The sequence below is a fragment of the Pseudomonas sp. Gutcm_11s genome (assembly GCF_028649395.1).
Taxonomy (GTDB): domain Bacteria; phylum Pseudomonadota; class Gammaproteobacteria; order Pseudomonadales; family Pseudomonadaceae; genus Aquipseudomonas.
On record NZ_JAQSUW010000014.1, the window covers coordinates 480,315 to 502,281 of the forward strand.

Here is a 21,967-nt window from a genome sequence, read left to right on the forward strand (position 1 = left end):
GATGATGGCCATCAAGACCGTCAACGCCCTGTCCCACTACACCGACTGGACCATCGGCCACGTACATGCCGGTGCACTGGGCTGGGTAGCGATGATCTCCATCGGCTCGCTGTACCACCTGATCCCGAAAGTGTTCGGCCGTGAGCAGATGGCCAGCGTGAGCCTGATCAACTCGCACTTCTGGCTCGCCACCATCGGCACCGTGCTGTACATCGCCTCCATGTGGGTCAACGGCATCACCCAAGGCCTGATGTGGCGTGCAGTGAACGACGACGGCACCCTCACCTACTCCTTCGTCGAGGCGCTCGAGGCCAGCCACCCGGGCTTCGTCATCCGTGTCGCCGGTGGCGCCATCTTCCTGCTCGGCATGTTCCTGATGGCCTGGAACACCTGGCTGACCGTGCGCGCCGCCAAGCCGGCCGAATACGACGCCGAAGCCCTGATCCCCGCAGAGGTCGCCCACTGATGAGCAGCAAGCACGAAATACTCGAGAAGAACGTCGGCCTGCTGGCCCTGCTCATGGTCTTCGCGGTGAGCATCGGCGGCCTGACCCAGATCGTTCCGCTGTTCTTCCAGGACGTGGTCAACGAGCCGGTGAAGGGCATGAAGCCCTACACCGCGCTGCAACTGGAAGGTCGTGACATCTACATCCGCGAGGGCTGCGTAGGCTGCCACTCGCAGATGATTCGTCCGTTCCGTGCCGAGACCGAGCGCTACGGCCACTACTCCGTGGCCGGCGAGAGCGTCTGGGACCACCCGTTCCTGTGGGGCTCCAAACGTACCGGTCCGGATCTGGCCCGCGTCGGCGGTCGCTACTCGGACGATTGGCACCGCGCTCACCTGTACAACCCGCGCAACGTGGTACCGGAATCGAAGATGCCGGCCTACCCGTGGCTGGTCGAGCACGCCCTCGACGGCAAGGACACCGCCGCCAAGATGGGCGCCCTGCGCACCCTCGGCGTTCCCTACACCGACGAAGACATCGCCAGCGCTCAGGAATCGGTCAAGGGCAAGAGCGAAATGGAGGCGCTGGTCGCCTACCTGCAGGTCCTCGGCACCAGCCTGAAGAACAAGAGGTAATCGGACATGACCACTTTCTGGAGCTGGTACATCACCGTGCTCACCCTGGGCAGCCTGATCGCACTGCTGTGGCTGCTCTTCGCCACCCGCAGCGGCGAGCGCCCCGGCCAATCCGATCAGACCATGGGCCACGCCTTCGACGGCATCGAGGAATATGACAACCCGCTGCCCAAGTGGTGGTTCATGCTGTTCCTCGGCACCCTGATCTTCGCCGGTGCCTACCTGCTGCTGTATCCCGGCCTCGGCAACTTCGCCGGCAAGCTGCCGGGCTATGAAGGCGGCTGGACCCAGACCAAGCAATGGCAACGCGAGATGGACAAGGCCGACCAGCAATTCGGCCCGATCTATGCCAAGTACGCCAGCATGCCGGTCGAGGAAGTCGCCAAGGACGAGCGCGCGCTGAAGATGGGCGGTCGCCTGTTCGCCTCCAACTGCTCGGTCTGCCACGGCTCCGACGCCAAGGGCGCCTACGGCTTCCCCAACCTGACCGACAACGAGTGGCGCTGGGGCGGCAACCCGGACTCGATCAAGCAGACCATCGCTGGTGGCCGCAGCGGCATGATGCCGCCGCAAGCCGCGATGATTGGCGAGGAAGGCGTGCACAACGTCGCCGCCTACGTGCTGACCGAACTGGCCGGCCGCAAGCTGCCGGAAGGCGAGACTGCCGACATCGCCGCCGGCCAGAAGATCTTCGCCGGCACCTGCTTCGCCTGCCACGGCGTTGAAGGCAAGGGCACCCCGAGCATGGGCGCACCGAACCTGACCCAGCCGAGCGCGTTCATCTACGGCAGCAGCTTCGCTCAACTGCAGCAGACCATCCGCTACGGCCGCAGCGGCCACATGCCGGCGCAGCTGCAGTACGTTGGCAGCGAGGACAAGGTCCACCTGCTCGCAGCCTACGTCTACAGCCTGTCGCAGAAGCAGCCAGCGGCCGAGGAGACCCTGGCCAGCGAGTAACCTCCCTCCGCGGGTGCCGCCCTGGCACCCGCGACCTTCCGCTAATGCGACCCGATGTCGCACCCTCCTGACCGCTTGCACGCCGCGTTTGAGGACTTGGTCTAAGCTGCCCATCAGTCGCACTCCGTAACAACCCCACGGATTTCCCCCCTTGGAGCAGGGTTACTCGGTGCGTAGCGGACTTCGGCGAAGAGCCCTTCGATCGCCGCAAAAGGCCGCTAAAACCTTGATCGCACAGGCATCCGGCGTTGCAATGGGTACCTCATTTCTCCATACTTGCCGCCGATTTTTTACCCCAAAAAAACTCCATTAACCGTGGTACCCCTAGCATGAGCACAGCAATCAGTCAGACTGCTTATAACTACAAGGTGGTCCGCCAGTTCGCCGTTATGACGGTAATCTGGGGGGTCATCGGGATGGGTCTCGGAGTGTTCATCGCCGCGCAACTTGTGTGGCCTGAGCTCAATCTGAACCTGCCGTGGACCAGCTTCGGCCGTCTGCGCCCGCTGCACACCAACGCGGTGATCTTCGCCTTCGGCGGCTGCGCCCTGTTCGCCACGTCTTACTACGTGGTACAGCGCACCTGCCAAGCCCGTCTGATCTCCGACAGTCTGGCCGCCTTCACCTTCTGGGGTTGGCAAGCCGTGATCGTGCTGGCCGTGATCACTCTCCCGCTGGGCTACACCTCCTCCAAGGAATACGCCGAGCTGGAATGGCCGATCGACATCCTTCTCGGGATCGTCTGGATCACCTACCTGGTGGTCTTCTTCGGCACCATCGTCAAGCGCAAGACCAAGCACATCTATGTGGGCAACTGGTTCTTCGGCGCCTTCATCGTCGTGACCGCCATGCTGCACATCGTCAACAGCATGGAAATGCCGGTCACCCTGTTCAAGTCGTACTCGGTGTATGCCGGTGCCACTGACGCGATGATCCAGTGGTGGTACGGCCACAACGCCGTGGGCTTCTTCCTGACCACCGGCTTCCTGGGGATGATGTACTACTTCGTGCCGAAACAGGCCGAGCGTCCGATCTACTCCTATCGCCTGTCCATCGTGCACTTCTGGGCGCTGATCACCCTGTACATCTGGGCCGGTCCGCACCACCTGCACTACACCGCCCTGCCGGACTGGACCCAGTCCCTCGGCATGGCCATGTCCGTCATCCTCCTGGCTCCGAGCTGGGGCGGCATGATCAACGGCATGATGAGCCTGTCCGGCGCCTGGCATAAGCTGCGCACCGACCCGATCCTGCGCTTCCTGGTGGTGTCCCTGGCGTTCTACGGCATGTCGACCTTCGAAGGTCCGATGATGGCCATCAAGACCGTCAACGCCCTGTCCCACTACACCGACTGGACCATCGGCCACGTGCACGCTGGCGCCCTCGGCTGGGTAGCGATGATCTCCATCGGCTCGCTGTACCACCTGATCCCGAAAGTGTTTGGTCGCGAGCAGATGCACAGCATCGGCCTGATCAACGCGCACTTCTGGCTCGCCACCATCGGTACCGTGCTGTACATCGCCTCCATGTGGGTCAACGGCATCACTCAGGGCCTGATGTGGCGTGCGGTCAACGAAGACGGCACCCTCACCTACTCGTTCGTTGAAGCCCTCGAAGCCAGCCACCTGGGTTACATGGTTCGCGCCCTCGGCGGTGCGTTCTTCGTTACCGGCATGCTGCTGATGGCCTACAACACCTGGCGTACCGTGCGTGCCGCTGACAAGAGCAAGTACGACGTCGCCGCTCAGATTCCTGCAGAGGTCGCGCACTGATGGCCGGTAGCAAACACGAGATTTTCGAGAAGAACATCGGCCTGCTGGCCATCGGCATGGTCCTGGCGGTGAGCATCGGCGGTCTGACCCAGATCGTTCCGCTGTTCTTCCAGGACGTCACCAACACCCCGGTGGAGGGCATGAAGCCGCGCACCGCGCTGGAGCTGGAAGGCCGTGACATCTACATCCGCGAAGGCTGCGTAGGCTGCCACTCGCAGATGATTCGTCCGTTCCGTGCCGAGACCGAGCGCTATGGCCACTACTCCGTAGCCGGCGAAAGCGTCTGGGACCACCCGTTCCTGTGGGGTTCCAAGCGTACCGGTCCGGACCTGGCCCGCGTCGGCGGCCGTTACTCGGATGACTGGCACCGTGCCCACCTGTACAACCCGCGCAACGTAGTACCGGAATCGAAGATGCCGGCTTACCCGTGGCTGGTTGAGAACAAGCTCGACGGCAAGCACACCGGCGCCAAGATGGAAGCCCTGCGCACCCTCGGCGTTCCGTACACCGACGAAGACGTCGCCGGCGCACGTGAAGCCGTCAAGGGCAAGACCGAAATGGACGCACTGGTCGCGTACCTGCAAGGTCTTGGCACTGCCATCAAGAACAAACGGTAACGCCTCATGGATATCGGGATGATTCGCGGCATAGGCACAGTCATAGTTTTCGTCGCCTTCATCGGCGTGGTGCTCTGGGCCTACAACAGCAAGCGCAAGAGCAGCTTCGACGAGGCGGCCAACCTGCCCTTCGCCGACGACGTCCCAGCCACCAAGCGTGACGAGCAAGATTCTGGGAGCAATAAAGAATGACTCTGTTCTGGAGTATCTACATCAGCGTATTGAGCCTCGGCACCATCGTCGCTCTCACCGCGCTGCTCTTCGGTATTCGTAAGGGCCAGCGCCCGGACCCGACCGATGACACCGTCGGCCATGCCTTCGACGGCATCGAGGAGTTCGACAATCCGCTGCCGAAGTGGTGGTTCATGCTGTTCGTGGCCACCGTCGTCTTCGCCCTCGGCTACCTGGTCCTGTACCCGGGCCTGGGCACCTGGAAAGGTCTGCTGCCGGGCTACAACGAAGCCGGCGACGGCAAGCCGTTCGCCAACGGCGAATCCGGCTGGACCGGCGTACACCAGTGGGAGAAGGAAATGCTCCGCGCTGACAAGCAGTACGCGCCGATCTACGCCAAGTACGCCAAGATGCCGATCGAGGAAGTGGCCAAGGACGAGCAAGCCCTGAAAATGGGTGGCCGCCTGTTCGCCTCCAACTGCTCGGTTTGCCACGGCTCCGACGCCAAGGGCGCCTACGGCTTCCCGAACCTGACCGACAACGAATGGCGCTGGGGCGGTGCTCCGGCCACCATCAAGGAGACCATCATCGGTGGTCGCCACGGCATGATGCCGGCTCAGGGCCCGACCATTGGTGAAGATGGCGTACGTAACGTCGCTGCCTACGTGCTGACCGAACTGGGCGGCCGCAAGCTGCCGGAAGGCGTCACCGCCGACGTGGCCGCGGGCAAGCAAGTGTTCGAGAGCGTCTGCTTCGCCTGCCACACCAAGGAAGGCACCGGCACCCCGAGCATGGGCGCGCCGAACCTGACCAACCCGAGCGCCTTCATCTACGGCAGCAGCTACGCCCAGCTGCAGCAGACCATCCGTTACGGCCGCAGCGGCAACATGCCTGCTCAGCTGCCGTACGTGGGTAGCGAAGACAAGGTGCACCTGCTGGCCGCCTACGTGTATAGCCTGTCGCACGGCAACACCGACGCAGCTGTCGAGAAGTAAGGCTCCACCCCGCCCGGACGCGACCGCCGGTCGCACCCGGGCAACGCTCGATCAGGCGTACCATAGTGACGTGAAATCCTGACTCCCTCGGCAAGTATCGAAGGAGCACTCACCCAAGCCGTGGTACGCACCTGATGAGCGAACAGATTCCAGTCCGAAACATCACCCCTCCCCCGGCCAAGAGCGGCGAAACCGTCGACCTCTACGCCAGCCGCGAAAAAATCTACACCCGCGCCTTCACTGGCCTGTTCCGCAATCTTCGCCTGAGCGGCGGAGCCTTCCTCTTCATTCTCTACTTCGGCACCGTATGGCTGAGCTGGAACGACCGTCAGGCCGTCTGGTGGAACCTGCCGGAGCGCAAATTCTTCATCTTCGGCGCCACCTTCTGGCCGCAGGACTTCATCCTGCTGTCGGCGCTGCTGATCATCGCCGCCTTCGGCCTGTTCTTCATCACCGTGTTCGCCGGCCGCGTCTGGTGTGGCTACACCTGCCCGCAGAGCGTGTGGACCTGGATCTTCATGTGGTGCGAGAAAGTCACCGAGGGTGACCGCAACCAGCGCATGAAGCTGGACAAGGCGCCGATGAGCGCCAACAAGTTCGGGCGCAAGGCCGCCAAGCACAGCCTGTGGATCCTCATCGGCCTGGTCACCGGCCTGACCTTCGTCGGCTACTTCTCGCCGATCCGCGAATTGATCCCGGAGCTGCTGAACGGCGACGCCGACGGCTGGGCCTATTTCTGGGTCGGCTTCTTCACCCTCGCTACCTACGGCAACGCCGGCTGGCTGCGCGAGCAGGTGTGCATCTACATGTGCCCCTACGCGCGCTTCCAGAGCGTGATGTTCGACCCGGACACCCTGATCGTCTCCTACGACCCACGTCGCGGCGAGCATCGCGGCCCGCGCAAGAAGAACATCGACTACAAGGCCCAGGGCCTCGGCGACTGCATCGACTGCACCATGTGCGTCCAGGTCTGTCCGACCGGCATCGACATCCGCGACGGCCTGCAGATCGAGTGCATCGGCTGCGCCGCCTGCATCGACGCCTGCGACAGCATCATGGACAAGATGGGCTACCCCAAGGGCCTGATCAGCTACACAACCGAACACAATCTTTCCGGGCAGAAGACCCATCTGCTACGTCCACGCCTGATAGGCTACGCCGTCGCGCTGGTAGCGATGATGAGCATGTTCGCCTGGGCGGTGGCCAGCCGCTCGCTGGTGGAGATCGACGTGCTCAAGGACCGCGTGCTGTTCCGCGAGAACGAGCAGGGTCACGTCGAAAACGTCTACACCGTGAAACTGATGAACAAGGCCCAGCGCGACCTGACCTACCTGATTTCCGTCGAGGGCATCGACGGCCTCGAGTACGAAGGCAAGCGCGAGGTCAAGGCAGTCGCCGGCGAGGTGCTGTCGATCCCGGTGGAACTGTCCATCGAGCCGGAGAAGCTACCCTCCAGCGCCAACGAAATCCGCTTCAGGGTCAAATCCCTGGAAGACCCGTCCATCGAGAACGACGCCGACAGCCGATTCATCGGCCCAAGCGTGCGCTGAACAAGGCTATCCAATGTCGTTGCAACAACCTCCGGTCAACCCCTGGTACAAAGAAGTCTGGGTCTGGTTCATCCTCGGCATCCTCGGCCTGTCCGTGGTGCTGGGCACCAGCATGCTGGTGATCGCCACCAAGAACCCGCCGGGCCTGCTCTCGGACAACTACTACGACGTCGGCAAGGGCATCAACACCTCGCTGGAGCGCGAAGAGCTGGCCCAGCGCCTCAAGCTCAAGGCAGAGCTCACCCTGGACAACGAGCGCGGCACAGTCGAGCTGCGCCTGCAGGGCTACAGCAATCCGCCGCAACTGGTGCTCAACCTGATCTCGCCGACCCAGCCGGAGCGCGACCGTCGTGTCGTGCTGCAGACCCAGCCCGACGGCAGCTACGCCGGCAACCTGCTGGACGCCGTCGAGGGTCGCCGTTTCGTCGAGCTGATCGGCCAGGAAGGCGGCAAGGACTGGCGCCTGTTCGAGGAAGAACAACTGGTCAGCGGCCAGCGCATTCAGCTCGGCGAGTAAGCCCGCACGCATGAGCAGCCCCCTTCCCTGCTATCACTGCGGCCTGCCGGTACCTTCCGGCAGCCGTTTCGAGGCCCGCGTACTCGACGAGACGCGGGCCTTCTGCTGCCCGGGCTGCCAGGCAGTGGCCGAGGCCATCGTCGCCGGCGGCCTGGACAACTACTACCGCCACCGCAGCGACAACGCGATCAACCCGCAGGCCCTGCCCAAGGCCCTGCCGGATGAGCTCGCGCTGTACGACCGCGACGAGGTGCAGCAGGACTTCGTGCAGCACGAGGGCGAGCTGAGCGAGACCCGCCTGCTGATCGAGGGCATCAGCTGCGCCGCCTGCGGCTGGTTGATCGAGAAGCACCTGCGCGGCCTGCCGGGCGTGGCCGAGGCCAACCTCAACCTGTCCAACCAGCGCCTGCAGGTGCGCTGGTCCGACAGCCAGCTGCCGCTCAGCCAGCTGCTCGCCGAGCTGCGCCGCATTGGCTACGCCGGCCACCCCTGGCAGGACGACGAGGCCAGCGCGCGCCTGGCCGAGGAAAACCGCCGCTCGATGCGCCAGATCGGCGTCGCCGGGCTGCTGTGGCTGCAGGTGATGATGGCGACCATGGCCACCTGGCCTGAGGTCAATGTCGACCTCTCGCCGGAGCTGGACATGATCCTGCGCTGGACCAGCCTGTTCCTCACCACGCCCATCGTCTTCTACTGCTGCGGTCAGTTCTTCCGCGGTGCGCTGCGTGACCTACGCACCCGCCACCTGACCATGGATGTCTCGGTATCGCTGGCCATCGGCGGCGCCTACCTGGCCGGCATCTGGTCGACCATCACCGGCGACGGCGAGCTGTATTTCGACGCCGTCGGCATGTTCGCCCTGTTCCTCCTCGCCGGGCGCTACCTGGAACGGCGCGCCCGCGAACGCACGGCGGCGGCCACCGCCCAATTGGTCAGCCTGCTGCCACCTTCGTGCCTGCGCCTGGATGCCAACGGCCAGAGCCAGCGCGTGCTGCTGCGCGAGCTGGCGGTCGGTGACCAGGTACTGGTGCCACCGGGCGCGCAGCTGCCGGCAGACGGCCGCATCATCGCCGGCCAGTCGAGCATCGACGAGTCGCTGCTCACCGGCGAGTACCTGCCACTACCCCGCGCCGAAGGCGACAGCGTCACCGCCGGCACCCTCAACGTCGAGGGTCCGCTGACCGTCGAGGTCCAGGCCCTGGGCGAGAACACCCGGCTGTCCGCCATCGTCCGCCTGCTCGAGCGCGCCCAGGCCGACAAGCCGCGCATGGCCGAACTGGCCGACCGCGTGGCGCAATGGTTCCTGCTGATCGTGCTGGCCTTTGCCGCCGTGGTCGGCTTGGTCTGGTGGCAGATCGACAGCGAGCGCGCCTTCTGGATCGTCCTCGCCCTGCTGGTCGCCACCTGCCCCTGCGCCCTGTCCCTGGCCACGCCGACCGCCCTGACCACCGCCACCGGCAGCCTGCACAAGCTCGGCCTGCTGCTGACCCGCGGCCATGTGCTGGAAGGGCTCAAGCAGATCGACACGGTGATCTTCGACAAGACCGGCACCCTCAGCGAGGGCCGCCTGACCCTGAGCCGCATCGAGACCCTGCGCGAGCTGGACGCCGACGCCTGCCTGGCCCTAGCCGCTGCGCTGGAACACGGCTCCGAACACCCCATCGCCCGCGCCTTCGGCCACAGCAGCCGTGGCGTCGAGCAGCTGCTCAGCGCGCCGGGCCAGGGCCTGGAGGGCGTGGTCGAGGGGCGCCGCCTGCGCATCGGCCAGCCAGGCTACGTTGCCGCCCTGGCCAACCGCGAGGCACCGGCGATTCCCGGCGAGCACGGCCAGTGGCTGCTGCTTGGCGACGAACGCGGCCCGCTGGCCTGGTTCGTCCTCGACGATCGCCTGCGCGAAGACGCCCCTGACCTGATCGCCGCCTGCCGCGCCCAGGGCTGGGACATCCTGCTGCTGTCCGGCGACAGCTCGCCCATGGTTGGCCAGGTCGCCCGCCAGCTCGGCATCGAGGACGCGAGAGGCGGCCTCACCCCAGACGCAAAACTGGCCGTGCTCAAGGACCTGCACGAGCGCGGCCATCGCGTGCTGATGCTTGGCGATGGCGTCAACGACGTGCCGGTGCTGGCCGGCGCCGATATCAGCGTGGCCATGGGCAGCGCTACCGACCTGGCCAAGACCAGCGCCGACGCCGTGCTGCTGTCCAACCGCCTGGGCAGCCTGGTGCAGGCCTTTGCCCTGGCCCGCCGCACCCGCCGGGTGATTGTCGAGAACCTGGCCTGGGCGACTCTGTACAATGGCCTGGTGCTGCCGTTTGCCGCCATCGGCTGGATCACCCCGATGTGGGCTGCGGTCGGTATGTCGGTCAGCTCGTTGCTGGTAGTGCTGAACGCCCTGCGCCTGGCCCGCGTGCAGCCCTGATGCGGCCACTCACCTGCGCCGCGTAAATCCCGGAGCCTTCATGTCCGCCATCTACATTCTCATCCCCATCGCCGTCGCCCTGGTCGGAGTCGCCATCTGGGTCTTCTTCTGGGCGGTGGACAGCGGTCAGTACGATGACCTGGATGGCCCGGCCCACAGCATCCTGTTCGACGACGAAGACCCGCAGCACAAGGCCGGCATCGCCGAAGCCGACAGCAGCGACACGCCGAAGGACGAGCCGCGTGCCTGAGCTGGCACCGCAACTTCTCTCCGCGCTGATCCTCGGCCTGCTCGGCGGCGGCCACTGCCTGGGCATGTGCGGCGGGCTGATGGGCGCCCTGACCCTGGCCATTCCGCCGGAGCAGCGTGCCCGTCGCTTCCGCCTGCTGCTGGCCTACAACCTCGGGCGCATCCTCAGCTACGCCGCCGCCGGCCTGCTCATCGGCCTGGCCGGCTGGGCAGTGGCCAGTAGCCCGGCGGCGATGATCCTGCGGGTAGTCGCTGGCCTGCTGCTGATCGCCATGGGCCTGTACCTGGCCGGCTGGTGGAGCGGCCTGACTCGCATCGAAGCCATTGGCCGCCATCTGTGGCGTCACCTGCAACCCGTCGCCAGCCGCCTGATGCCAGTCAGCAGCCTGCCGCGCGCGCTGCTGCTGGGCGCCGTCTGGGGTTGGCTGCCTTGCGGCCTGGTATACAGCACATTGCTGTGGGCCTCCAGCCAGGGCTCACCGGCCGACAGCGGCCTGCTGATGCTGGCCTTCGGCCTCGGCACCTGGCCGGTGCTGCTGGCCACCGGCATGGCTGCCGAGCGCCTCACCTCCCTGCTGCGCAAACGCGGCGTACGCATCGCCGGTGGCCTGCTGGTGATCCTGTTCGGCCTCTGGACCCTGCCCGGGCCGCATCAGCACTGGCTGATGGGCCATTGATACAAATCAAAAGGCGTAGCGGCGCGACTCCCTAGACTGGCTGCACTGTCCATTCCAGGGATTCTCCAATGCTCGACGCCATCCACTGGGACGCCGACCTGATCCGCCGTCACGATCGGCCAGGCCCGCGCTACACCTCCTACCCCACCGCCGTGCAGTTTCATGGCGAAGTCGGCTCCTTCGACCTGCTGCATTCCCTGCGCGACAGCCGCAAGGCCATGCGCCCATTGTCGCTTTACGTGCACGTGCCGTTCTGCGCCAACATTTGCTACTACTGCGCCTGCAACAAGGTGATCACCAAGGATCGCGGCCGCGCCCTGCCGTATCTGGAGCGCCTGGAACGGGAGATCGAACTGATCGCCTGCCACCTCGACAAGGGCCAGGTGGTCGAGCAGCTGCACTTCGGCGGCGGCACCCCGACCTTCCTCAGCCACGACGAGCTGCGCCGGCTGATGGAGCACCTGCGCCAGCACTTCAACCTGCTGGACGACGATAGCGGCGACTACGGCATCGAGATCGACCCCCGCGAAGCCGACTGGTCGACCATGGGTCTGCTCCGCGAGCTGGGCTTCAACCGTGTCAGCCTCGGCGTGCAGGACCTCGACCCGGAGGTACAACACGCCATCAACCGCCTGCAGACCCTGGAGCAGACCCGCGCCATCGTCGATGCGGCGCATGCCCTGCAGTTCCGCTCGGTGAACATCGACCTGATCTATGGCCTGCCGCGGCAAACCCCGGAGCGTTTCGCCCGCACGGTCGATGAAGTCATCGCCCTGCAGCCGGATCGCCTGTCGGTGTTCAACTACGCCCACCTGCCAGAACGCTTCATGCCGCAGCGCCGCATCAACGAGAACGAGCTACCCAGCCCGGCGCAGAAGCTGGAGATGCTGCAGCGCAGCATCGAACAGCTCACCGCCGCAGGCTATCGCTACATCGGCATGGATCACTTCGCCCTGCCCGACGACGAGCTGGCCATGGCCCAGGAGGACGGCACCCTGCAGCGCGACTTCCAGGGCTACACCACCCACGGCCACTGCGACCTGATCGGCCTGGGCGTGTCGGCCATCAGCCAGGTCGGCGACCTCTACAGCCAGAACAGCAGCGACCTGACCAACTACCAGCAGAGCCTGGACAATGACCAGCTGGCCACCCAGCGCGGCCTGCACTGCAACGACGACGACCGCATCCGTCGCGCCGTGATTCAGGCGCTGATCTGTCAGTTCCAGCTGGACTTCGGCGATATCGAAAAACGCTTCGCCATAGAGTTTCGCAGTTACTTCTCGGCTATCTGGCCGCAGCTGCAGCAACTGGCGCGCGATGGGCTGATCGACCTGCACGAGCGCGGCATCGACGTGCGCCCCGCAGGGCGCCTACTGGTACGTTCGCTGTGCATGCTGTTCGACCACTACCTGGAGCAGCAGAACCAGCAGCGCTTCTCGCGGGTGATCTGAGGGCCGCTCAGTTCAGACTCAAGCCATGGCCAGGCTGGCCGCCTGCATCCGCTGGTCATCGCTCAGGCGTTTATCCTTGAGCGCCTGCACCAGGCCAGCCTGGGCTGTGCTCAGCGCGCCCTGCAGCGAGGCCAGCTCGCTGCGCAGCGCCTCGGCTCTCGCCTGCTGCAGCTGCGGGTCCGCCCCCGGCTCCGTCATCAGCGCCTGCAACTCGGCCTGTTTCTCGGCGATCTGCTGGCGCAGGGCGCGGATCAGCTTGAGGATTTCCTTGATGTTGTCCGGCAGGTCGGCCTCGTCGATGTCGTCGTTCTTGGCGGCAGAGCGCACCCGCCCCAGCTCGGACAAGCTCACCCGCAGGCCATCGCGCACCTCCTGCTCGCTGGGCTCCTCGCCCTCGGCACGGGCCACCTGGCGCTGTACACCCAGCGACAGCCGCTCGGTCATGGCACTCACGTCTATTTTCAGCATGGAGTTCCCCTCGACGCTTTCTCTCGCCGTCTTATCGGGCCCTATCGGAAAAACTTGAGCAATCAGTCAGGCCTATACCACCATGGTCACCCTGGCCCACTGGCCAGGCCATGAGTTACCCTTTGTCTTTGTGTGTGATCTGCAGTCAGGGAAATCCGATGTCAGAAACCATCAAGGTGCACAGCCCCCACCAAGCCCATTGCAAGGATTGCAGCCTGGCGCCACTCTGCCTGCCGCTGTCCTTGAACCTGGAGGACATGGACGCGCTGGACCGCATCGTCAAGCGCGGCCGCCCGCTGAAGAAGGGTGAGTTCCTGTTCCGCCAGGGCGATGCCTTCGACTCGGTATTCGCCGTGCGTGCCGGCGCCCTGAAGACCTTCACCCTCAGCGACGCGGGCGAAGAGCAGATCACCGGCTTCCACCTGCCCAGCGAGCTGGTCGGCCTGTCTGGCGTCGACACCGAAGTTTACCCCGTCTCGGCCCAGGCACTGGAAACCACCTCGGTGTGCGAGATCCCCTTCGAGCGTCTGGACGAGCTGTCCGTACAGCTGCCGCAGCTGCGCCGCCAGCTGATGCGGGTGATGAGCCGCGAGATCCGCGACGACCAGCAGATGATGCTGCTGCTGTCGAAGAAGACCGCCGACGAGCGTATCGCCACCTTCCTGGTCAACCTGTCCGCGCGCTTCCGTGCCCGCGGCTTCTCGGCACAACAGTTCCGCCTGTCCATGTCGCGCAACGAGCTGGGCAACTACCTCGGCCTGGCCGTGGAGACCGTGTCGCGAGTGTTCACCCGCTTCCAGCAGAACGGCCTGATCAATGCCGAAGGCAAGGAAGTACAGATTCTTGACCCCATCGAGCTATGCTCGCTGGCCGGTGGCAACCTGGCGGACTGAGGCAGTACTCCATGATTTTCGACGAATTCGACATTAAGTCGCTGATCCGCCCTGTGCCGGACTTCCCCAAGCCCGGCGTGGTGTTCCGCGACATCACCCCGCTGTTCCAGTCGCCGCGCGCGCAGCGCCTGGTAGCCGACAGCTTTATCCAGCGCTATGTCGAGGCCGATTTCAGCCACGTGGCGGCGATGGACGCGCGCGGCTTCCTGATCGGCTCGGTGATCGCCTATGAGCTGAACAAGCCGCTGATCCTGTTCCGCAAGCAGGGCAAGCTGCCGGCCGACGTGATCGCCGAGAGCTACCAGACCGAGTACGGCGAAGCCCTGCTGGAAGTGCATGCGGACAGCCTGTGTGAAGGCGACCGCGTGCTGGTCTTCGATGACCTGATCGCCACCGGCGGCACCCTGCTGGCCGCCGCTCGCCTGGTCAAGCGCCTCGGCGCCCAGGTGCACGAGGCCGCCGCCATCATCGACCTGCCAGAACTGGGTGGCTCGCAAAAGCTCCAGGACATGGGCATCCCCACCTTCTGCCTGACCGCTTTCGCCCTCGACGAGCGCTAGGCGTCACGAAACCCCGTCAGGCAATCGCCAGGGCGCTCTTCAGCGCCCCTGGCCAAGCAGCTGCTGCAACCTGTCACTGATCTGGCCAGCCTTGTGCTCGCTCTGGTTGATCGCCTCGCAGGACTCGCTCAGCGGCTGCTTCTCCGCACCACCCAATGCATAGAACAGCGCCTCGCAATCGCAGCTCAAGGTGGCCTTCGCCTCACCGTTCGCTGTGTCGCGCACCTGCGCCACCCAACAGGCATCGCCACAGCCGCAGGAGCGGTAAGCCAGGGTCTCGCCGGCTACGGGCCAGTCCAGCTCGTACTCACCCGAGCCGCCAGCAGCAAAAGCGGCAGCTGCTGGCAGGAGCATGAGTGTCAGGAAAACGCGGCGAAGCTGCTTCATCGGGACGGTCCTTGTACAAGACAGAGGATCGCCAAGACGCTCCTCGCCGCTGCGCTGGCGCGGCAGAGGTGAAACTACTGACCAGCACGCAGCCTGTCGAGGGTGGCCTTCACAGTCCCATCTGCTTGCTGATGATCTCGTTCATGATCTCTCGCGATCCGCCACCGATGGAGAGGATGCGGTTGTCGCGGTACAGGCGCTCCACCAGGCTCTCGCGCATGTAGCCCATGCCGCCGAGGATCTGCACGGCGTCGTAGGTGATGCGGTCAGCCGCGTCGGTGGCGAAGTTCTTGGCCATGGAGATTTCCTTGATCACGCTCTTGCCCACGGCCATCTTGGCGGCCTGGCGATAAGTGAACTCGCGGGAAACCTCCAGCTGGGTGGCCATCTCCGCCAGGCGGTGCTTGAGCACCTGGAACTTGCCGATCGGCTTGCCGAAGGCTTCGCGCTCGCGGGCCCAGGCCATGGCCTCCTCCAGCGCCATCTGCGAGGTCATGTTGGCCATCAGCGCCAGGCTCAGGCGCTCGCTCTGGAAGTTGGCCATGATGCAGGCGAAGCCCATGTTCTCGGCGCCGATCAGGTTCTCCACCGGCACCTTGCAGTCGTCGAAGAACAGCTCGGCGGTATCCGAGGCGCGCCAGCCCATCTTCTTCAGCGAGCGGCCGACAGTGAAGCCGGGCGTGCCCTTCTCGATCAGCAGTAGGCTGACGCCGCCGAAGCCCTCGCCACCGGTGCGCACGGCCACCGTGTAGTAATCGGCACGCACACCGCTGGTGATGAAGGTCTTGCTGCCGGTCACGCGATAGAAATCGCCGTCACGCACGGCGCGGGTCTTGAGGTTGGCCACGTCGGAGCCGCCGGAGGGTTCGGTCACGGCCAGGGCCATGATCTTCTCGCCGGCCAGCACTTCGGGCACCACGCGGTCGCGCAGCGCCGGCTTGGCCCACTTGAGCACCGGCGGCAGGCCGATATCCAGCGAACCGAGACCGGCCACCAGGCCGCCGGAGCCGGAGCGCATCAGTTCCTCGCTGGCCGCCACCTTGGCGAACAGATCGCCCTCGTGGCTGCCGCCATACTGTTCCGGATAGCCGATGCCGAGGATGCCGGCGGCGCCGGCCTTGCGGTACAGCTCGCGAGGAAACTCCTCGGCCTCCTCCCAGTCCGCCACGTGCGGCAAGACCTCGCGCTCGATGAAGCGGCGCACCGAGTCGCGCACCAGTTGATGGGATTGGTCGAAGTATTCCTGGAAAGCGGACATGCGGGTGGCTCCCGTTTTTGTTTTCGCCACCCTAACCGAGCGCTTGCTTGGTTTTCAAGTCATGGCGTTTTTGCCGCACGCAATGCCCGCATCACCTGTATCTGCATGTCATAGGCCGGCTTCTCCACCGCCTCGAAATCACGGGTGTAGCGCTGAGCGAAACCGGTCGAGCCCCATTCACGGTATTGCTTGGCGTGCCACAGCTCGTGGGCCCACAGGGCAATATCCTGCTCGGCGGCCTCCTGGCTGCGGAACACCACCACGTCGACCAGGGTCACCGCCTGGATGTCCGGGTTCTGCAGCATGGCGCTGGCCACGTCCATTTCGTCGAGCGCACCGACACGGAAGCGAACCGTATCGAGCAAGGCGCTGTCGTAATAGGGCGCCAGTTGTGCACGCATCTGCAGCGGCATCGGCTGGGTACCTGCCATCAGCGCCGTATCGCGGGATTGCAGGATCCAGCGCTCGAGCGTCACCGACGCAGAGCCGAGCACCTGGGTGCGGACCTGCTCGACATCGGGCACGCAGATACAACTGGTGAAGCAGATTTCCATCTGCCCCACCGGGCAGGCGGCAGAAGCGCCGAGCGGCCAGCCAAGGATGGCGAGCAACGCGGCGCGGCGAAGATAAGCGGGAGTCACGGATTTTCCAGGAAGTAGTTCGGGGGTGCGCTGGGCCGCCATCATGGCAGCGGATGGCGGACGACGCTATGACCGGCGCGGGGGCCGGAATATCCCGAATTCGCTGCCTGGGAGATAGAAAATGCGCGCCATCTGCATTGCCCTGAGCACCCTGCTGCTGGTGGGTTGCACCACGCTGAACTACCAGCCCCAGGCCATCGGCGAACGCGAGGCCTACGCAGTGATCACCGAGGTGGCGACACAGCAACCCGCCGCCGCCTACCTGGACAGCCGCTACCTGGGCTTTCGCGACAGCGCGGACGACGCCACGGGTACGCCCCAGGACATCCGCGAGCGCATCTACTTCAGCTCGCTCGATGGCATCCAGTTGCGCCGCAGTGGCAGCGGCTACCTGGTGCGGCTGAGCGGCCCGAGCGGCGAAACCCTGCGTGAGTTCCACCTCGCCGACCGCCAGCAGGCCGAGCGTTTCGTCGACGCCCTCGCCTACTACCGCGCCAACGCCCCGGCCTTCACCGGGCTGAAGTGATCGTTGCCATCTCGGCACGACGCCCGGCGAAGCGCCGCGCACGCTGCTTGCGCCACCAGATGACGATGCCGGTGACGCTGAGCACGGCGATGGCCAGCCCCAACACGGCTATCAGCACCCGCCCGGGGAAGCCGAGGATGCGCCCGCCGTGGATCGGCAGCTGCAGCTGGTAGAAGCGCTCGCCGAGCGTGCCCACGCCAGGGATCTCGCGGCCAATCACGCTGCCATCCTGGCCATGCACGAAGATCCAGGCGTTGCCCTCATCACTGGCGTGATCACCGAAACCGGCGCCGAAGAAGTTGTACTCGAAGCTGTAGTACAGCTCGGTGATTGGCGCGTGCAGACCGAGACGATCACCCTCCTCGCGCGCCAAGCGGTAGGCCTGGCGATAGTCCAGCTTCAACTCGCCCAGTTCCTCCTTGGGTAGCCGGCCACGTGCCTCGTAGGTGCTCAGGGGGACCTCGGAGAACAGCGACACCACTGGCTTGAATACTTCGGCCGGCAGATTCATCGCCACGCTGCTCACTGCCACAGGCGTCAGCAGCAACCACAGCCACAGACCGCCAGCGCGGTGCATGTCGTGGTTGAGGCGCTGGCGCTTGATCTTCCAGGCCTTGCCCCACTTGCGCCAGAACGGCCGGCCGCGTGGCAGGGTCAGCCACAGCGATACCAGACAATCGATGGTCCAGAGGATGGCGACGATGCCCATCAGCCAAAGGCCCCAGTTGCCCGGCAGGCTGAGGTTGTAGTGAAACTCGAGGATAAAGGGAACGAAGTTCTCCCGTGAGAAGCAGCAGGCGCCCCACTCCCGCTCGCCCAGCACCTTGCCATTCGCCGGGTCGAGGTAGAACACCCGCGGCGCCAGCGGATACGGCTGGCCGCTGGCCGGGTCGGTACGCGGCATGGTCGCCAGCAGCGCCGAATGGCCGGGTTCTTCCGGCTGTTCCAGGTACCACACCAGGCGCTGCGGATACTCAGCCTCCAGGTGCTCGATCAGGCTCGGGCCGTCCATCTGCGCCGTGGCGGCATGGTCGGTCTGGTAGAACTGCGGGTTGAGCCACTCGTCCAGTTCATGGTGGAAGGCCAGCACGCTGCCGGTAAGGCCGGCCAGGGCGAGGAATACCGCCGTCGCCAGGCCCAGGTAGCGGTGCAGCAGGACCAGGATGTTGCGCGTCATGATTGTTCGTCTCGCAGACAGCAGAAAGCCGCCGCCCCTTGCGAGGCGGCGGCCAACTCACAGCATCAGAATTTCTGGGTGACGGTAGCCACCACGGTGCGTTCCTCGCCCAGGTAGCAGGCGGTTGCCGAATAGCAGGACGCCACGTAGTACTCGTCGGTGAGGTTGTTGGCGTTGACTCGCACCGAGGTGCCCTGCAGGCCGACGTTGCTCAGGTCATAGCTGATCGCCGCATCGAACAGGGTGTAGGACGGCACCTTGAAATCGTTCAGGTCGCTGCCGTAGCTCTCGCCCACATAGCGCGCACCGGCGCCAATGGTCAGGCCAGCCAGCAAGCCGTCCTTGAAGCCATAGTCGGCCCACAGGCTGGCCATCTGCTCGGGGGTCTGGTACGGAGTGTTGCCCTTGGCGTTCACCACGTTGGTGTAACTGGCGTCAGCGAAGATGTAATAGGGCTTGCTGTACTCCACGTCGTTGTAGGTGTAGCTGCCCATCAGCTGCAGGTTGTCGGTGACCTGCACGCGGGCTTCCAGCTCCACGCCCTTGGAGTCGATGCCGCCGACGCCCTTGTACTCGTAGCTGTCGGTGAAGCTGTTTTCCTTGGCGAACAGGTTCTCCATCTCGATGGTGAAGAAGGAGATGGTGTACAGGTCGTCGGTGCCCGGCGGCTGGAATTTCAGGCCGGCTTCCCACTGCTCGCCGGTGGTCGGCTTGAGGATCTGCGCGCCGTCGGAGTAGTTGGACGTCGGGTTGAACGAGGTGGAGTAGCTCAGGTACGGCGACAGGCCGTTGTCGAAGGCATAGAGCACACCGAGGTGGCCGCTGAGCTTGTCGCCGGTGTTGGCGTCCTTGGTGCCCTGCTGATAGTCGTCGATGGACACGTCGTACCAGTCCTGGCGCAGGCCGGCGGTGAAGTTCCAGCCGCCCAGCTCGACCAGGTCCTGCACGTACAGACCGGCCTGCTTCTGCCGACGCAGGGCATTGCTGACGGTGGCCAGGTCGGCCAGGTCGTTGGCCGGGTACTGCGGGTTGAATACATCCAGCGGGGTCACCGAGGTGTAGTCGCGGTCGTAGCGCACCTTGTTCTTCGAATACTGATAGTCGAGTCCGGTGACGACCGTGTGCTGCGCCGCGCCGGTGGCGAATTCGGCCTGCAGCATGTTGTCGACGATCCAGGCGTGCAGGTTCTCCTCGCCGCCGCTGAAGCCACGGCTCAGCTCGTTGCTGGTGGCGCTCACGTAGCCGTTGCCCCAGACCTGGCTGTTCTCGCTGGTGGCGTCCAGGTAGCGGAAGTTCTGCCGCGCGCTCCAGGTATCGTTGAAGCGGTGTTCCAGCTCGTAGCCGAGCATCTGCTGGGTACGGGTGAACTCCTCGATGCTCGGGTCGCCCTCGAAGAAGCTGCCGGAAATGCGCTCGCCATTGCGTTTGTGCAGGGTGCCGGAGGCCGGCAGGCTGCCGTGGTAGCCGCCGTTCGGGTCGTGCTGCAGGTAGGCGTAGAGATTGAGCAGAGTGTCGTCGCTGAGGTTCAGCGCCAGGCTGGGCATCAGCGCGTAGCGGGTCTCCTCGACATGGTCGACCTGCACGTCAGCGTCCTTGGCCAGGCCGACCAGGCGGTAGGCGACGTTGTCGCTGAGTGGGCCAGTGACGTCGAAGGCGGTCTGCTTGTAGTCGTGGCTGCCGTAGGACACATCGATGCGCGCGGCCTGTTCGAACTCCGGACGTTTGGTGGTCAGTGCCGCCAGGCCACCCGGGTTGCTGCGTCCGTAGAGCACCGAGGACGGGCCCTTGAGCACGTCGATGCGCTCGATGAAGTACGGGTCGATCTGCAGGCTGGTGAACGAGCCCGGGTCGCCCATGGACTTCAGGCCGTCGATGATGATGTTGTCCACCGAGCCGTCGTTGATCCCTCGCATGGCCAGGTAGTCGTAGCGATGAGTGCTGCCGTAGGGATTGGTGAGCACGCCGGCGGTGTAGCGCGTGGCCTCGGCGACAGTGCGCGAGCCCTGCTCCTCGATCTGCGCGGCGGTGACCACGGACACGCTCTGCGAGGTCTTCACCAGCTCCTTGCTGGTCTTGGTTGCCACGCTGCTGTGGGTGGCGTTGTAGCCATCCATGCTGCCCAGTGCATTGCCCAGGGCAAAGCCTTCCACGTGGGCGGTCTCCAGCGACAGGTTGGCGCCTTCGCCTGCCACGCTCAGCGAGTAGCCGCCGCTGGCGTCGCGCACCACCTGCAGGCCGCTGCCCTGCAGCAGCCGGGCCAGGCCCTCGTCCACCGAATACTGGCCCTGCAGGCCGGCGCTCTGCTTGCCGGCGGTGAGCTGGCCGTCCACGGCGAGCAGAATCTGCGACTCGCTGGCGAACTGGCTCAGGGCGCTGGACAGCGGGCCGGCCGCGATGGCGTAGCTGCGCAGGCTCTGCTCGGTCTCGGCGGCATGCACCTGGCTGATCAGGAGCGGTTGCAGGGCGGCCAGCGGCATGGCCAGCACGGCGGCGCGAATGGCGCAGCGCAGGATCTGCGGAGCCGGACGGTGGATATGGGTGGTACGCATGGAGATCCCCTGGGTCTGCTGAAATGGCTGGGCTAAATTGCCCTTCTGCCCCTAGAGCCAGACGAGACGCGAAAAGGGGAACCGCAAATGAAAAATATTTTCGCCTGCACTCAAACCGCAGCAGTCTCGCGCGGCTCGATGCTGATCCACCAGGGCAGACGGCGCACCACGCGCACCGGCAGGCTGGCCTCTAGCGCGGAGTAGATGCGTTCCGGCTCGGCCAGCGGGAAGGCGCCAACCAGGCGCAGGTTGGCGACCTGTGGATCGCAGCCCAGATGGCCGTGCTGATAGCGCGACAGTTCGGCGATGAACTCGCCCAACGGGATGTCGTCGGCCTGCAGAATGCCGTGGGTCCAGGCCTGCTGACCCGGTCGCAATGGCGCCGGCTGGTCCACCCGCAGAGCGTCGAAGTAGATCTGCTGCCCGGCCACCAAGGCCTGGCGACGCGCGCCGAGGATCTCCAGCTCGCCGCGCTCGGCCGAGACCAGATAGCCATCCTCGCGCTGGCGCACTGCAAAACGCCCCTGCTGCACGCGCAGGCGAGCATGTTCGGTCTCCAGCCACAGCGGCCGGTCATCGGCAGCCACGTCCACCAGCACCTCGCCGCGATACAGCGCCAGGCGCCGCAGGCTGGCGCTGAAATCCACGTCCAGCGCGCTGTCGGTGTTCAGCCACAGCCGGCTACCATCGGCCAGCTCGCTGCCCCGCACCTCGCCCACCGCCGTGCGCTGGTTGGCTTGCCATTGCTGCCAGGGCAGGCCGCGGCCGGTGAGCGCCAGCAGGGCGCCGCCGCTGATCACGGACAGCACCTTCAGCGCCTGGCGCCGATCCATGCCCCGCGCCTGCAGTGCCGAACGCGCTGCCTGGCGTTGCGGCAGACGCTCGAACTGGCTGCTGATCATCTCCACCCGCTGCCAGGCCTGGCGATGCTGCGGCTGTGCCTCCAGCCAAAGCTGCCAGGCGAGACGGTCCTGCTCGCTGACATGCTCGTCACGCAGGCGGGAAAACCATTCGGCAGCTTGCTCCAGCACGGTGAAATCGATGCTCTGGCTCATG

23 protein-coding genes are annotated in these 21,967 nt (G+C 65.2%); 16 read left to right on the top strand and 7 right to left on the bottom strand.

The window, feature by feature from the left end; all coding sequences use genetic code 11:
* The 13 genes from PTT45_RS13115 to hemN form a co-directional block, all read left to right on the top strand.
* Window positions 1-466: cbb3-type cytochrome c oxidase subunit I (locus tag PTT45_RS13115; protein WP_273813729.1), on the top strand; the 466-nt coding region annotated here is incomplete at its 5' end.
* Window positions 466-1,080, top strand: coding sequence for a cytochrome-c oxidase, cbb3-type subunit II (gene ccoO / locus PTT45_RS13120; protein WP_273813730.1), 615 nt, complete (start codon window positions 466-468; stop codon window positions 1,078-1,080). The genes PTT45_RS13115 and ccoO (PTT45_RS13120), both read left to right, overlap by 1 nt.
* A 6-nt stretch (window positions 1,081-1,086) precedes the next feature.
* Window positions 1,087-2,037 (top strand): cytochrome-c oxidase, cbb3-type subunit III, encoded by a 951-nt coding sequence (ccoP, locus tag PTT45_RS13125; protein ID WP_273813731.1) that lies wholly within the window; start codon window positions 1,087-1,089, stop codon window positions 2,035-2,037.
* Window positions 2,038-2,366: 329 nt separating this feature from the next.
* Window positions 2,367-3,809, top strand: a complete 1,443-nt coding sequence (ccoN, locus tag PTT45_RS13130; RefSeq protein WP_273813732.1) for a cytochrome-c oxidase, cbb3-type subunit I — start codon at window positions 2,367-2,369, stop codon at window positions 3,807-3,809.
* On the top strand, window positions 3,809-4,426 hold the full coding sequence (gene ccoO / locus PTT45_RS13135; RefSeq protein WP_273813733.1) for a cytochrome-c oxidase, cbb3-type subunit II: 618 nt from the start codon (window positions 3,809-3,811) through the stop codon (window positions 4,424-4,426). The genes ccoN and ccoO (PTT45_RS13135) overlap by 1 nt, the downstream gene beginning before the upstream one ends.
* 6 nt (window positions 4,427-4,432) lie before the next feature.
* The gene (locus tag PTT45_RS13140) at window positions 4,433-4,618 is read left to right on the top strand and encodes a cbb3-type cytochrome oxidase subunit 3 (protein WP_273813734.1); all 186 of its coding nucleotides are present in this window, start codon (window positions 4,433-4,435) and stop codon (window positions 4,616-4,618) included.
* Window positions 4,615-5,592, top strand: a complete 978-nt coding sequence (gene ccoP, locus PTT45_RS13145; RefSeq protein WP_273813735.1) for a cytochrome-c oxidase, cbb3-type subunit III — start codon at window positions 4,615-4,617, stop codon at window positions 5,590-5,592. The genes PTT45_RS13140 and ccoP (PTT45_RS13145) overlap by 4 nt, the downstream gene beginning before the upstream one ends.
* A 134-nt stretch (window positions 5,593-5,726) precedes the next feature.
* Entirely contained in the window at window positions 5,727-7,142 is a 1,416-nt protein-coding gene (gene ccoG, locus PTT45_RS13150) for a cytochrome c oxidase accessory protein CcoG (RefSeq protein WP_273813736.1), read from the top strand.
* A gap of 13 nt (window positions 7,143-7,155) precedes the next feature.
* Complete coding sequence (locus PTT45_RS13155) at window positions 7,156-7,659, top strand: FixH family protein (RefSeq protein ID WP_273813737.1); 504 nt, start codon at window positions 7,156-7,158, stop codon at window positions 7,657-7,659.
* A 10-nt stretch (window positions 7,660-7,669) separates the two neighbouring features.
* The gene (locus PTT45_RS13160) at window positions 7,670-10,075 is read left to right on the top strand and encodes a heavy metal translocating P-type ATPase (protein ID WP_273813738.1); all 2,406 of its coding nucleotides are present in this window, start codon (window positions 7,670-7,672) and stop codon (window positions 10,073-10,075) included.
* Between the two features lie 40 nt (window positions 10,076-10,115).
* Window positions 10,116-10,325, top strand: a complete 210-nt coding sequence (gene ccoS / locus PTT45_RS13165; protein ID WP_273813739.1) for a cbb3-type cytochrome oxidase assembly protein CcoS — start codon at window positions 10,116-10,118, stop codon at window positions 10,323-10,325.
* Window positions 10,318-11,001 (top strand): sulfite exporter TauE/SafE family protein, encoded by a 684-nt coding sequence (locus PTT45_RS13170; RefSeq protein ID WP_273813740.1) that lies wholly within the window; start codon window positions 10,318-10,320, stop codon window positions 10,999-11,001. The genes ccoS and PTT45_RS13170 overlap by 8 nt, the downstream gene beginning before the upstream one ends.
* A 68-nt stretch (window positions 11,002-11,069) precedes the next feature.
* On the top strand, window positions 11,070-12,452 hold the full coding sequence (hemN, locus tag PTT45_RS13175; protein ID WP_273813741.1) for an oxygen-independent coproporphyrinogen III oxidase: 1,383 nt from the start codon (window positions 11,070-11,072) through the stop codon (window positions 12,450-12,452).
* Window positions 12,453-12,470: 18 nt separating this feature from the next.
* Here hemN and PTT45_RS13180 read toward each other — a convergent pair whose 3' ends face one another.
* Window positions 12,471-12,920: a hypothetical protein gene (locus PTT45_RS13180; RefSeq protein WP_273813742.1), complete on the bottom strand. Its 450-nt coding sequence runs from the start codon at window positions 12,918-12,920 to the stop codon at window positions 12,471-12,473.
* Between the two features lie 158 nt (window positions 12,921-13,078).
* Between PTT45_RS13180 and fnr the strand changes: the two genes are divergently transcribed.
* Window positions 13,079-13,813 (top strand): fumarate/nitrate reduction transcriptional regulator Fnr, encoded by a 735-nt coding sequence (gene fnr, locus PTT45_RS13185; protein ID WP_043307547.1) that lies wholly within the window; start codon window positions 13,079-13,081, stop codon window positions 13,811-13,813.
* Between the two features lie 11 nt (window positions 13,814-13,824).
* Entirely contained in the window at window positions 13,825-14,373 is a 549-nt protein-coding gene (locus PTT45_RS13190; protein WP_273813743.1) for an adenine phosphoribosyltransferase, read from the top strand.
* Window positions 14,374-14,412: 39 nt separating this feature from the next.
* Here the strand turns inward: PTT45_RS13190 and PTT45_RS13195 are convergent, their stop codons facing one another.
* The 3 genes from PTT45_RS13195 to PTT45_RS13205 all read right to left on the bottom strand — a co-directional run bounded on the left by PTT45_RS13195 (window position 14,413) and on the right by PTT45_RS13205 (window position 16,659).
* Complete coding sequence (locus tag PTT45_RS13195) at window positions 14,413-14,760, bottom strand: hypothetical protein (protein ID WP_273813744.1); 348 nt, start codon at window positions 14,758-14,760, stop codon at window positions 14,413-14,415.
* 109 nt (window positions 14,761-14,869) lie between these two features.
* Complete coding sequence (locus tag PTT45_RS13200; protein ID WP_273813745.1) at window positions 14,870-16,018, bottom strand: acyl-CoA dehydrogenase family protein; 1,149 nt, start codon at window positions 16,016-16,018, stop codon at window positions 14,870-14,872.
* 59 nt (window positions 16,019-16,077) lie between these two features.
* Complete coding sequence (locus PTT45_RS13205; RefSeq protein ID WP_273813746.1) at window positions 16,078-16,659, bottom strand: eCIS core domain-containing protein; 582 nt, start codon at window positions 16,657-16,659, stop codon at window positions 16,078-16,080.
* 121 nt (window positions 16,660-16,780) lie between these two features.
* Between PTT45_RS13205 and PTT45_RS13210 the strand changes: the two genes are divergently transcribed.
* Window positions 16,781-17,185: a hypothetical protein gene (locus PTT45_RS13210; RefSeq protein WP_273813747.1), complete on the top strand. Its 405-nt coding sequence runs from the start codon at window positions 16,781-16,783 to the stop codon at window positions 17,183-17,185.
* Here PTT45_RS13210 and PTT45_RS13215 read toward each other — a convergent pair.
* From PTT45_RS13215 to PTT45_RS13225, 3 genes are all read right to left on the bottom strand, one after another.
* Window positions 17,169-18,362 (bottom strand): PepSY-associated TM helix domain-containing protein, encoded by a 1,194-nt coding sequence (locus PTT45_RS13215; protein ID WP_273813748.1) that lies wholly within the window; start codon window positions 18,360-18,362, stop codon window positions 17,169-17,171. The two genes, PTT45_RS13210 and PTT45_RS13215, sit on opposite strands and share 17 nt — an antisense overlap.
* Before the next feature lie 65 nt (window positions 18,363-18,427).
* Window positions 18,428-20,911 (bottom strand): TonB-dependent siderophore receptor, encoded by a 2,484-nt coding sequence (locus PTT45_RS13220; RefSeq protein WP_273813749.1) that lies wholly within the window; start codon window positions 20,909-20,911, stop codon window positions 18,428-18,430.
* Between the two features lie 110 nt (window positions 20,912-21,021).
* Window positions 21,022-21,966: a FecR domain-containing protein gene (locus PTT45_RS13225; protein ID WP_273813750.1), complete on the bottom strand. Its 945-nt coding sequence runs from the start codon at window positions 21,964-21,966 to the stop codon at window positions 21,022-21,024.
* Window position 21,967 lies beyond the last annotated feature (1 nt).